This window comes from Streptomyces sp. NPDC048257 (assembly GCF_043201855.1).
Classification (GTDB): domain Bacteria; phylum Actinomycetota; class Actinomycetes; order Streptomycetales; family Streptomycetaceae; genus Streptomyces.
On sequence record NZ_JBICZI010000003.1, the window covers coordinates 133245 to 145418 of the forward strand.

The following is a 12174-nucleotide window of genomic DNA, read 5'->3' on the forward strand; positions in this document are numbered from 1 at the left end:
GGAGGTCGGCGCTTCAGGGCGCGAGGCCCTCGATGAGTTCGGCTCCGGGGATCTCCGCGAACAGCTTCCCGGGTGCGATGAGCTTGCCGCGGCGGCGTCCGCTGCCGACGAGTACGTACGGCATGTCGGCGACGGCCTCGTCCACCAGGAGCGGCCAGTCGGCCGGCAGTCCCAGCGGGGTGATGCCCCCGTACTCCATGCCCGTGAGTTCCACGGCCGTCTCCATGGGCGCGAACGACACCTTGCGCGCGCCCAGGTGGCGCCGGACGGCGCCGTTGACGTCGATCCGGCCGCCTGAGGGCACGACGCAGGCCGCGAGGGTGACCTCTCCGCCGCGCTTGGCGGCGACCACCACGCAGTTCGCCGACTGGCCGAGCAGCCCCTGCCCGTAGTGCGCGACGAAGGCGCCGGTGTCGGCGATCGCAGGGTCGGTGTCCACGTAGAGGATCTGCCCGGCAGGTACGTCCCCGGCCCAGCCCGCGACCGCTTCGGCCACCGGTGCGGTGAGTTCCGCAAGGCAGTCGGGAGCCGGCACCGCGTTGTCGAAAGGCCCGATGGGAGCGCGCATGTCCGCACGCTAACACGGCCCGCGCACGCCCCCCGGGCGCCGTCCGCAGACCTCCGTCACCGGGTGAGCGCGGTCGCCAGCTCCGGATAGTCGAGGACCAGTCCCCGCTCGTCGAACTCGATGTCGCTCTGGAACTCGCCGGACGAGTAACGGACCCGCGAGGCCCGCGGGCCGCCCACGCCCTGTCCGTCGGGTGCGAGCGGCGTGTACGTCTGCCGGTTCGCGCTGACCGCCAGATCGGGTACCGATACCCAGGCCATGAGGAAGTCGTGCGGGCCGCTGCCCCCGCCACCGGTCCCTCGGTGCAGGTCGTGGCGCAGGACGGGCATGGTGTTCGTGAGCGGGCACAGCCCCAGGTCGCAGTCGAGCGCGCCGTCGAGGTCGGGGCGGTACGCGCCGTCGACCGTCCAGCGGCCCGCGTCGTTGCGCAGGTCCACCGTCCGGGTCCCGCCCGCGGTGTCCACGCTGACGCGCAGGCGGGAGGTCACGTAGTCGTCGCCGGTGTCCAGCGTGTACGTCACCCAGTGGGGCTCGGGCAGCAGGCCGACGGCGCGCCCGCGTGCGGCGAGCCGGCGTCCCGTGAGTTCGGCCCAGGCGGTCGAGTACCCCCCGCTGGGGAGGACTTCCCAGGTCCGGACGAGGCGGTGGGTGATCATGGAGCCAGCCTACGGCGTCATCCCACCGCGTCAGCCGACCTGGATTCCGATGACGCAGGTGTCGTCGTCCGTGTCGGATCGGCTCTCGGCGAGGAGGCGGTCCAGCTGCAGGTCCAGGTCCCCGGCGCAGGAGGCGGCCGCGTGCACGAGGTGACCGAGCGAGTCCTGCACCGAGGAGTCCCGGCGCTCCACCAGGCCGTCCGTGAACATCAGCAGGGTGTCGCCCTGTTCGAGCCGCACCTCCCGTTCGGCGTACGTGACTTCGGGGAGTGCGCCGAGGAGCAGGCCCTCGATGAGCGGGAAGGCTTCGGCCTCGCCGTCGCGGACGAGTACGGGCGGCAGGTGCCCGGCGCGCGCCCATCGCATGACCCTGGTGCTGGGGTCGAAGAGCCCGCAGACCGCGGTGGCCGTCAGGTGCTTGGCGAGGTGGTGGGTGACCGTGTTGAGCCAGGACAGCAGCTGGGCGGGGCCCGCTCCGGTCACGGCGAGGCCGCGCAGGGCGTTGCGGAGGACGACCATGCCGGTGGCGGCCTCGATGCCGTGTCCGGCGACGTCGCCCACGGAGAGCATGATCAGCCCGGAGGGCAGGACCACGGTGTCGTACCAGTCGCCGCCGACGAGCGACTCGGTCTCCGCGGGCCGGTAGCGCACGGCCACGCGCAGGCCGGGTGCCGTGATGGCCGGCGGCGTGGGCGGCATGATGGCGTGCTGGAGCTGCAGGGCGAGGCGGTTGCGTTCGGCTGACTCGGCCTCGGTGTGGGCGAGTTGGTCCCGGGTCGCGGCCAGGGCGACCTCGGTCCAGTGCTGCGCCGAGATGTCCTGGTAGGCGCCGCGGACGGCGTGGAGCCGCTGGTCGGCGTCGAGGACGGGCTCGGCGACGACGCGGATGTGCCGGGTGATGCCGTCGGATCTGCGCAGGCGGAGGTTGACCGATGCCGGACGGCGGTAACGCAGTACGGCGCGCAGGAAGCGGCCCAGGGCTCCGGAGTCGTCGGGGTGGGCGTAGCCGGGCAGTTCCCGCAGCGGTACGGGGGGTGCGGTGGCCGGCAGTCCGTGGAGCGCGTAGAGCTGCGCGTTCCAGGTGATCTCGCCGGTGACGAGGTTCTCCTCGAAGCCCCCGATCCGGCCCAGGCGCTGGGCGTGCTGGAGGAGGTCGGCCAGTCGCGCCGTCTCGTCCTCGACGCGCCAGATCAGCAGGACGGCCGCGCCGTGCCGGCTGACGCTGATGTCCGCGACGGAGGTGAGGGGGATCTGGTCGACGAGCGCGGTCAGGCTCATGCGTTCGGCGCGGAAGGGCTCGCCCGTCGCGTGGACGCGCTCGACGATGTCGAAGAGCCCCCGCTCGCCGGCCGCCATCGGATAGGCCTCGAGCAGCAGCGCGCCGTTGACGTCGCCGCGCTGCCGCCCGGCGGGATCGACGAAGCGGCTGCTGGCGTGGCGGATGCGGAAGTCGGTGAGCCGGCCCTCGGGGTCGAGCACGGGGGTGAGGACCACGGCGGGATCGTGCAGGCCCTCGGACAGGTCGATCAGCTCCGCAACGTCCGGGAGCACCGCTTCGAGGGCGCCGGGGTCGCCCGGGGGTGCGGCGTCCATGGTGCGGGCGCAGAGTTCGGCGAGGGCCTCGACTTGGCGCTCGATCTGCGGGGGTTGCGGCTCCAGCGGCTGGGGCCAGCAGATCTCGAGGACGCCGTGGATCCGCCCGCCGGTCCCGGCGGGTACGGCCATCCGGCCGCCGTCGGGCCATTGCAGGTGGCCGATCGAGGGCAGGCCCTCGCGGTTCAGCCGGGCGAGCGCGACCAGGCGGCGGTCCCGCAGCGCGAGGCGGGCGACGGTGGAGACGCCCGGGGGGACGTGGCGCCAGCGCGCGGCTTCCCCGGGCACGAACCCGGCGTGCCCCGCGAGGGCCAGCGAGCCGTCGGGGGCCGCGCTCCACACGGCGACGGCGACCGCGCCCAGGGGCCCGAGGGCGTTCGTCAGGAGGGACTCGGCGACCGCCTGGGTGTCGTCGGCGGCGGCCAGCACCCCGCTCTCGGCGGTGCGCAGCCGGACCGCGACCGTGGCGGTCGACCCGGCCGGTTCGGGCGTGCCGGTGCGCTCGACGAACTCGGCGGCGACCTCGCTGACGTGGTCGCGGGACGCCTGGTTGACGATGTCGGCGGCGAGTTCGATCGGGGACATCCCGGTCTCGCGCGACAACTCGTCGAGCTGCCGTGCCGCCGCGGCGGGGGTGCAGCTGAGCTGTCCGATCAGGATGCCCTTGGCCAGCTCGACCAGGGCCCTGCCGTCCGCGGCGGCGTGCGCCTGACGTACCTCACGGCGCAGCCGTTCGACGGTGGCGACCAGGCGCCCCAGCGGCGTGGGGACCTGGTGCGGAATGGCGCTGCGGCACGACTCCTCGCCCACCGCTCCCGGCGACCGCGCATCGTCGTGCTGCTGTGTGTCGGGGGTGCTCACCGTGCTGCCGGCTCCTCGCTGGGACGGTCGGGGCCCTGGGAGACGGGCCGTGAGGGACACGCTCGGACGGTCGGCGCGGACGGTGCGGGCCGTGCCGGCGCGGTGGCGGTCATCCGGTGATCCAGTGCCGGACGCGGGCGATGAGGTCGTCGGCGTCGACCGGCTTGGTCACGTAGTCGCTGGCCCCGGCGGCGAGGGACTTCTCCCGGTCGCCGGGCATCGCCTTGGCGGTGACCGCGATGATGGGCAGCCCCGAGTAGGCCGGCATCCGGCGGATCTCGGCGGTCGCCGCGTAGCCGTCCAGCTCCGGCATCATCACGTCCATCAGGATCAGGTCGACGCCCTCGTTGCGGGTGAGCGTGTCGATGCCCTTGCGCCCGTCCTCGGCGTGCAGGACGCGAATACCGTGCAGTTCCAGTACGCCGCTGAGGGCGTACAGGTTGCGCGCGTCGTCGTCGACGACCAGGACGGTCCGTCCCGCCAGGTCGTCGTCGAGCACGTGGGCGGTCTGGCGGCGCTCGGTGTTTCCCTGGACGAGGGGCAGTACGTCCCCCGGCTGGTCGGCGGACAGGTGCAGCACGATGCGTTCGCGCAGCTCGTCCAGGCTCGACAGCAGTTCCAGTCGGCGCGACGCGGCCCGTTCCCGCAGCACCTTCTCCTGCCCGGTCTTCAGGCGCGGGTTGTTGTGCGCGAGGACCGGGAGGGAGGAGAGCGCGGGGTCCCCGTCGAGCGCGTCGAGGAAGCGCAGGGCCTCGCCGCCGGGCATGTCCAGCTCGAGGACGACGCAGTGGAAGGAGTCCGACGCCAGGGCGGCGGCGGCTGCCCGCGAGCTGGTGGCGTTGACCACCTGGATGCCCTCGCGGTGGTCCCCGGACGGCTGGTGGCCGGGGGCGAAGTCCCGGTCGGCGCTCTCGGCGACGAGGGAGAGCAGGCCGTTGGGGCGTTCCTCGATCACCAGGAGCCGGCGGGGCTGGCGCTGCGGCGGCACGAGGGCGGCGGCCGCCGTGCCGGCGCCGCCCACCGGTACCAGGTGGCCGGCGCCGGCCGCGTTCCGGGCCTCCGCGGCGGTGTCGTCGAGCGATTCCTCCTCGAAGTCCGCCCGGCTGACGGGCAGGTAGAGGGTGAAGGTACTGCCCTGTCCCGGCGTGCTCTCCGCGGTGACGGCGCCACCGAGGAGCTGGGCGATCTCGCGGCTGATGGAGAGGCCGAGCCCGGTGCCGCCGTACTTGCGGCTGGTGGTGCCGTCGGCCTGCTGGAAGGCGCCGAACACGGACTCCAGCTGCTGCTCGGGGATTCCGATGCCCGTGTCCCGTACCCGGAAGGCCACCATGGGCGGGCGGCCGGAGAGTCCGGCGGGGACCTCGGGGGCCGTGGCCGGTTCGATCCGCAGCTCGACGCCGCCGCGTTCGGTGAACTTGACCGCGTTGGAGAGCAGGTTGCGCAGGATCTGCCGCAGCCGCGCGTCGTCGGTGAGCAGGTCGGCCGGGGCGTCGGGGGCGGTGGTGACGGTGAAGTCGAGGCTCTTCTGCGTGGTCAGCGGGCGGAAGGTGGCCTCGACGTACTCCAGCAGCTGGGGCAGGTGGACCCGCTCGGGGTTGATGTCCATCTTCCCCGCCTCGACCTTCGAGAGGTCGAGGATGTCGTTGATCAGCTGCAGCAGGTCGGAGCCGGCCGAGTGGATGATGCCCGCGTACTCGACCTGCTTCGGGGAGAGGTTGCGGGTCGGGTTCTGGGCGAGGAGCTGCGCGAGGATGAGGAGGCTGTTGAGGGGCGTGCGCAGCTCGTGGCTCATGTTGGCCAGGAACTCGGACTTGTAGGTGGAGGCGCGCGACAACTGCCGGGCGCGGTCCTCCAGTTCCTGGCGGGCCTGCTCGATCTCCAGGTTCTTGGCCTCGATGTCGCTGTTCTGGCTGGCGAGGAGGGCCGCCTTCTCCTCCAGCTCCGCGTTGGAGCGCTGCAGTTCCACCTGCTGGACCTGGAGTTCCTCCGAACGCGCCTGGAGCTCGCCGGTCAGCCGCTGGGACTCCTCGAGGAGTTCGTCGGTGCGGGCGTTGGCGACGATGGTGTTGACGTTGACGCCGATGGTCTCCATCAACTGGCCGAGGAAGTCCCGGTGTACGGGGGTGAAGGCGGAGAAGGAGGCCAGCTCGATGACGCCGAGGACCTGGTCCTCCACGACGATCGGCAGGATGATCAGGCTGCCCGGGGTGGTGTGGCCGAGGCCCGAGGAAATGACGTAGTCGCCGGGGACCTGGTCGGTGACGATGATCCGGTGACTGCGTGCGGCCTGCCCGACCAGGGACTCACCGAGGGCGAAGCCCACGCCCAGGGCGGCGCCCGCGGGGCGGCCGTAGGAGCCGACCAGGGTGAGCACGGTGCCGTGGGGGCCGTCCTCGGCGAGGTAGAAGGCGCCGTACTGGGCGGCGACCAGCGGGGTCAGTTCGTCCATGACGAGCTCGGCGACGACGGAGAGGTCGCGGTGGCCCTGCATCAGGCCCGAGATGCGGGCCAGGTTGGACTTGAGCCAGTCCTGCTCCTGGTTGGCCCGGGTGCTCTCGCGCAGCGAGCCGACCATGGAGTTGATGTTGTCCTTGAGTTCGGCCACCTCGCCCGAGGCGTCGACGGTGATCGAGCGGGTCAGGTCGCCCTCGGCGACGGCGCTGGCGACCTCGGCGATGGCCCGGACCTGGCGGGTCAGGTTGCCGGCCAGCTCGTTGACGTTCTCGGTCAGGCGCTTCCAGGTCCCGGAGACGCCCTCGACCTCGGCCTGGCCGCCGAGCCGGCCCTCGCTGCCGACCTCCCGGGCGACGCGGGTGACCTCGGCGGCGAAGGCGGAGAGCTGGTCGACCATCGTGTTGATGGTGGTCTTCAGCTCCAGGATCTCCCCCCGGGCGTCCACGTCGATCTTCTTGGACAGGTCGCCGTTGGCGACGGCCGTCGTGACGAGGGCGATGTTGCGGACCTGGCCGGTGAGGTTGTTCGCCATCGAGTTGACGTTGTCGGTGAGGTCCTTCCAGGTGCCCGCGACGTTGGGGACCTGGGCCTGGCCGCCGAGGCGGCCCTCGGTGCCGACCTCGCGGGCCACCCGCGTCACCTCGTCGGCGAACGCGGACAGCGTGTCGACCATCGTGTTGATGACCCCGGCCAGGGCGGCGACCTCGCCCTTCGCCTCCACCATGATCTTCTGCGAGAGGTCGCCGCGGGCGACGGCGGTGGCCACCTGGGCGATGGACCGCACCTGACCCGTCAGGTTGGACGCCATGACGTTGACGTTGTCGGTGAGGTCCTTCCAGGTGCCGGAGACTCCCCGGACGGTGGCCTGGCCGCCCAGATTGCCCTCGGTGCCGACCTCACGGGCCACCCGCGTCACCTCGTCGGCGAACGCGGAGAGCTGGTCGACCATCGTGTTGATGGTCTCCTTCAGCTCCAGGATCTCCCCTCGCGCGTCCACCCGGATCTTCTGCGTCAGATCGCCCTGGGCCACCGCGGTGGTGACCTCCGCGATCGAACGGACCTGGGCGGTCAGGTTGTCGGCCATGACGTTGACCGACTCCGTCAGGTCCTTCCAGGTGCCGGAGACGCCCTTGACGTCCGCCTGGCCGCCGAGCCTGCCCTCGGTGCCGACCTCCCGGGCGACCCGGGTGACCTCCCCGGCGAAGGCGGAGAGCTGGTCGACCATCGTATTGATGGTCTCCTTCAGCTCCAGGATCTCCCCGCGCGCGGTCACGGTGATCTTCTGCGACAGGTCGCCCTTGGCCACGGCCGTCGCGACCTGGGCGATGGAGCGCACCTGGTCCGTGAGATTTCCGGCCATGAAATTGACCGAATCCGTGAGGTCCAGCCAGGCACCGCCGACGCCCGGTACGTGCGCCTGACCGCCGAGCGTTCCCTCGGTGCCCACCTCACGGGCCACCCGCGTCACCTCGGACGTGAACAGGGACAGCTGGTCGGCCATGCCGTTGAACACGGTGGCGATCTCGCCGAGCAGACCGTCCGCCGTATCGGGCAGCCGGGTGCGGAAATCCCCGTCCCGAACGGCCGTCAGTCCGGCCAGCAGCTGGCGCAGTTCCGATTCGCCGATCCTGTCCTCGCCAGGAAGTGCCGGTGACACGCCCAGTGCCTCCGTACGCGTCCGCTCAGCCATCCGCCAACCTCACTCTAGACAACGACCGTGCCGGCGCACGGGACAGGACGTGACACGGGAGCGCACCGGATCCCCCCGGCCGGTGCCGGGGGATCCGTCTTCGCCAAACACAACCAGTCGATGAAGGTTATCGCCGACCGGAAGGGCCTCGGCCCTTTCCGGGCGATCTTCCTCCGGCCAGGGACCCCTGGCGAACATCCGATTACCTGACCCCCGTCACTCTGGAGCAGCCCGCGCACCCACCGCTACGGAAGCCGCGGATGCTTGCGCGGTCGGTGGGTAGACGAACCGGTGACGAACGACACAACCCGACGAAATGGGGTGAGGGCATTGGCGGTCAAGGCAGTGGGATGGGCACGCTCGTTTCCGGTTTCGAGGGGGGTCCGGGCAGCACGGCAGTGGACCGCCTCGCACCTGGCCTCGCTGCCCTGGGACAACTCGGCCGCGGACACCGTGCATTCCGTGCTCCTCAGCGTCTCCGAGCTCGTGACGAACGCCCACCTGCACGCGGCGGGCACCGCCCACCTCGTGCTGACGTGGGACGGCAGTTGCCTGCACGTGAGCGTCGCCGACTCCGACCCCCATCTACCCAGGCCGCGGGAGGCCGATGCCGCCGGCGACACCGGTGCCACGTCCGGCCGGGGGCTGGGCATCGTCACCGTGCTCGCCGACTCCTGGGACGTCCACGCGTGCCACGGCGGCAAGGCGATCACGGCGTGCTTCCGTCCGCCCGGCGCGCCCGACCCCCACACCGGCTTCCACACCGGGCCCGACGGCGACACCGGTCCACCGGCCGACCCGGCCGGTGCCCGCCCGTCATGACGCCCCGACCGCATCCTCGACGTCCGGGTGCAGGGAGAGGACCGTATCGGCGCCCGTCAGGGCGAAGAGGCGGCGGAGCTGCTCACCCGGGGCGGCGATCCGCAGCGTGGTGAGGTGGTGCAGCCGCAGCAGCAGGTTCAGGAACGACGAGTCGCCGAAGGTGATGGAGCCGGCGTCCAGCACCACCAGCCGGTGCCGATCCGCGGCAGAGGTGAGCGCCGTCTCGAGCGGGGCCAACGTGTCCTGGTCGAGCTCCCCGTGCGCCGCCACCACCCAGCCGGCTCCGGCGGGATAACTCTCCCCGACGACGCCTTCGTGGTACGCGTCCGCTGCTCCGGTCATGTCCGCCTCCCCGGATCGTCACCTGTACGGCCTCCGCTAGGGAGTATGCCTGTTCGCCGACCGGACCAGGGCTCCGAGGTCGCGGCACGCGCACGCCGGCGCCCGGCTCCACCTGCCCGGCGGTGGCCGTACGAAAAAGATTTCCGCTCGGGGCGAATAGGGCGGCGAAGTGTGGGCACAAGCGCTCGAGCAGCCGTCAGTCAATCGGGAGGGAACGGCCACATGACTCGCTCGGCCACCGCCGTAGGCCTCGTTGGTGCAACAGATGCGCAGAGCACGCCCGCTGCGCCCGACACCGCGGGAGCCCCACTCCAGGACCTGTCACTGCCCGAGGTGAAGAACGCCCGGGAGATGGCGCCCGCCGACGCACGCGAGTTGTCGAAGCTCTTCTTCGAGCGGCTCCGCGCGGTGGAAGAGGGCACGCGCGAGTACCAGTACGCCCGCAACACCCTGATCGAGATGAACCTCTCCCTCGTGCAGTTCGCGGCGCGGCGCTTCCGTGCCCGCGTGCTGGGCGGGGGCCTGGACATGGACGACGTCATCCAGGTGGGGACCATCGGCCTCATCAAGGCCATCGACCGCTACGACCCCGAGCGCGGGGTCGAGTTCTCCACCCTCGCCGTCCCGTACGTCATCGGTGAGATCAAGCGCTACTTCCGTGACACCACCTGGGCCGTGCACGTCCCGCGCCGTCTGCAGGAGCTGCGCACCGAGCTCGCCAAGGCCCAGGAGGCCCTGACCGACGTCCTGGGCCGGGCCCCGACGGTCAAGGAGGTGGCCCAGCACCTCGAACTGACCGAGGAACAGGTCATCGACGGGCTGGTCGCCGCGAACGGATACACGAGCGGCTCGCTGGACACCGCCGGCTCGGAGGGCGACGAGCCCTCGACGACGAGCCGTGCGCCGCGTCCGCTGGCGGACCGGCTCGGTGACGTCGACCCCGCCATGGAACTCTTCGAGGACTTCCACACCCTCGCTCCCCTGCTGGAGCAGCTGGGCGAACGCGACCGGGTGATCCTGCGGATGCGCTTCGGCGAGGAGAAGACCCAGGCCGAGATCGGCGCGGAACTGGGCATCTCGCAGATGCAGGTCTCGCGCCTCCTGTCGCGGACCCTGGCCCGGCTGCGCGCCGGAATGGTCTCGGCGTAGGCAGCGGGCATGACCTCTCCCCACCGGCACGACGGCTCCGTCCCGCCCGTCGACGGGCAGCCCCTGTACGACGACGTGGTGTGGGCGGACGCGGTCGTGCGGTGCGCGGACGACAATGCGGATACGGGCGCGGGCGGCGGTGCGGGTGCGGCGGGGACGCTGACCGCCCGGCCGCTGCCCGACCGTCCCGGCGCCCTCCTGAGCGGCAACTGCGATCTCGACACCCGGGCGATCCTGTGCGCGGCGCTCAACGTCGTCACCAGGATCCCCGGCGCGATCGTCCATCTCGATCTTTCCGCCGTGGCCTTCCTCGACCCGGCCGCCGTCGCGGCCCTGGTGGAGGCGAACGCCACCGTCACCGGTCAGGGGCGTCGCCTGCTGCTCCACCACCCGCCATACTCGCTCCGCAAGGTAGTGGAGATGTTCCCGGACGAATGTGCCGCGCTGGAGGTCGCAGCATGATCAACCTTCCTGCGTGCAACACCCCCGGGGCCTTCGTCCACCCGGCGCTCTTCTACCAGGGTCAGGCGGAGTACCTGGCAGGAGTGGGAGGGTTCGTACGCACCGCCCTGGAGGCCGACGAACCGGTGCTGGTGGCCGTGCCGGGCCCGCGACTGGACGCCCTGCGCGAGAGCCTGGACGCGACCGCGGCCGCGGTCACCTGGACGGACATGACACAGTTGGGCCGTAATCCGGGCCGCATCCTGGCCGCCCTGCACGATTTCGCCGACCGGCACGTGGGCCGGCCCGCCCGTATCGTGGGCGAGCCGATCTGGGCCGGCCGCTCGCAGGCCGAGGTGACGGAGGCCACACGGCACGAGGCCCTCATCAACACCGCCTTCGCGGGGCGGCAGGCCACCATCCTGTGCCCGTACGACGTCCTCGGCCTGTCGGCCGCGGTGGTGTCCGATGCCCGCCGCACCCACCCCACGGTGGTCGAAGAGGGCAAGGACCTGCCCAGCCCGGAGCACGTCGACGCCTCGTCGGTCTGCACCGACTGCGATCTCCCGCTGCCCGAGCCCGACGGTGGTGCGTCCTGGTTCCCGTACACCCACGGGGAGCTGGGCGAGGTGCGCTCGTACGTCGAGGCCTGGGCCCGCGGATCGGCTCTGAACGCGGCGCGGCGGGGCGATCTCGTCCTCGCGGTCAGCGAGGCCGCCGCCAACTCCCTCGCCCACGGGGGCGGGAGGGGCAGGCTGCGGCTGTGGAGCACGGGGGCCGGGGCCGTGGCCGAGATCCGCGACGACGGCCGTCTGGCCGACCCGCTGGCGGGCCGCCGCCGTCCCGCCCTGGCATCGGCCAACGGCGGGCGCGGCCTGTGGATGATCCATCAGCTGTGCGACCTGGTCGAGATACGTGCCTCGGACAGCGGCCTCACTCTGAGACTGCACACGGCCACGTCCTGAGGGACGGCAGTCCCCTAGACTGTCACGGGCATGCTCAGGTGTCATCGGCCCCGCGGGGCCTGGTTCGTTCCCGCGAACAAAGACCAGCGTCAAATGGTGGGGGTGAGAGACCACAGTGGAAACGATCGGGCCGGATACCGGCGACCGACGTCCTTCCGGGCTGTCCGTCGCAGGGCAGCGCCGTCGGCTGGCCCTGTCGGGCGTGCGCGGCCACGTGGCCAAGGGCCGTGACTTCGCGCGTGAGGCCTTGCGCGACTGGGGCTGGGACGGCAGCGAGACCTCCGAGGACGTCCTGCTCCTCGTGTCCGAACTGCTGACCAACGCGTCGCTGCACGCGGGTGGTTGCGTCGAACTCGCACTCTCGGCCGGAGAGGTCCTGCGGATCGAGGTCTTCGACGGCACGACGGTGCTGCCCCGCCGCAACCCGTCCCCGCAGCGCGGGGTCCCTGGAGGCCACGGCCTCTATATCGTGGAGCGCCTCTCCGATCGCTGGGGCACCCGCACCCATGAGAACGGCAAGGCCGTCTGGGCCGAGATCGACGCGTCACGGCTGGCCTCGGGCAGGTCCACGGGCCGGTGACGTCGCGGCTCCCGCCCGTGCCCGGTCCCCGTACGGGAGCTTGATTCCGGGAG

The 12174-nt window shown here is 71.9% G+C and carries 10 protein-coding genes; 5 read left to right on the forward strand and 5 right to left on the reverse strand.

Annotated elements, in window-relative coordinates:
• Positions 1-13 precede the first annotated feature (13 nt).
• The 4 genes from ACGFZK_RS08065 to ACGFZK_RS08080 form a co-directional block, all read right to left on the reverse strand.
• Positions 14-568, reverse strand: a complete 555-nt coding sequence (locus ACGFZK_RS08065) for a YbaK/EbsC family protein (RefSeq protein WP_393848020.1) — start codon at positions 566-568, stop codon at positions 14-16.
• 56 nt (positions 569-624) lie between these two features.
• Entirely contained in the window at positions 625-1224 is a 600-nt protein-coding gene (locus ACGFZK_RS08070; protein ID WP_393848021.1) for a putative glycolipid-binding domain-containing protein, read from the reverse strand.
• A gap of 30 nt (positions 1225-1254) precedes the next feature.
• A complete protein-coding gene (locus ACGFZK_RS08075) occupies positions 1255-3678 on the reverse strand; it encodes a SpoIIE family protein phosphatase (protein WP_393848022.1) in 2424 nt (807 codons plus the stop codon).
• A 109-nt stretch (positions 3679-3787) separates the two neighbouring features.
• Positions 3788-7822 carry a HAMP domain-containing protein gene (locus tag ACGFZK_RS08080; protein WP_393848023.1) on the reverse strand — a complete coding sequence of 1345 codons (4035 nt, stop codon included), beginning with the start codon at positions 7820-7822 and terminating at the stop codon, positions 3788-3790.
• A gap of 330 nt (positions 7823-8152) precedes the next feature.
• On the opposite strand from ACGFZK_RS08080, the gene ACGFZK_RS08085 reads away from it, so the two are divergent.
• Positions 8153-8644 carry an ATP-binding protein gene (locus ACGFZK_RS08085; protein WP_393848024.1) on the forward strand — a complete coding sequence of 164 codons (492 nt, stop codon included), beginning with the start codon at positions 8153-8155 and terminating at the stop codon, positions 8642-8644.
• On the opposite strand, the gene ACGFZK_RS08090 is transcribed toward ACGFZK_RS08085, so the two are convergent.
• The gene (locus ACGFZK_RS08090; protein WP_393848025.1) at positions 8639-8986 is read right to left on the reverse strand and encodes an STAS domain-containing protein; all 348 of its coding nucleotides are present in this window, start codon (positions 8984-8986) and stop codon (positions 8639-8641) included. The two genes, ACGFZK_RS08085 and ACGFZK_RS08090, sit on opposite strands and share 6 nt — an antisense overlap.
• A 222-nt stretch (positions 8987-9208) precedes the next feature.
• On the opposite strand from ACGFZK_RS08090, the gene ACGFZK_RS08095 reads away from it, so the two are divergent.
• From ACGFZK_RS08095 to ACGFZK_RS08110, 4 genes are all read left to right on the forward strand, one after another.
• Entirely contained in the window at positions 9209-10135 is a 927-nt protein-coding gene (locus ACGFZK_RS08095; protein ID WP_393848026.1) for a SigB/SigF/SigG family RNA polymerase sigma factor, read from the forward strand.
• A gap of 9 nt (positions 10136-10144) precedes the next feature.
• On the forward strand, positions 10145-10597 hold the full coding sequence (locus ACGFZK_RS08100) for an STAS domain-containing protein (RefSeq protein WP_393848027.1): 453 nt from the start codon (positions 10145-10147) through the stop codon (positions 10595-10597).
• The gene (locus ACGFZK_RS08105; RefSeq protein WP_393848028.1) at positions 10594-11541 is read left to right on the forward strand and encodes an anti-sigma factor RsbA family regulatory protein; all 948 of its coding nucleotides are present in this window, start codon (positions 10594-10596) and stop codon (positions 11539-11541) included. The genes ACGFZK_RS08100 and ACGFZK_RS08105 overlap by 4 nt, the downstream gene beginning before the upstream one ends.
• Positions 11542-11656: 115 nt before the next feature.
• The gene (locus ACGFZK_RS08110) at positions 11657-12121 is read left to right on the forward strand and encodes an ATP-binding protein (RefSeq protein WP_393848029.1); all 465 of its coding nucleotides are present in this window, start codon (positions 11657-11659) and stop codon (positions 12119-12121) included.
• Positions 12122-12174 lie beyond the last annotated feature (53 nt).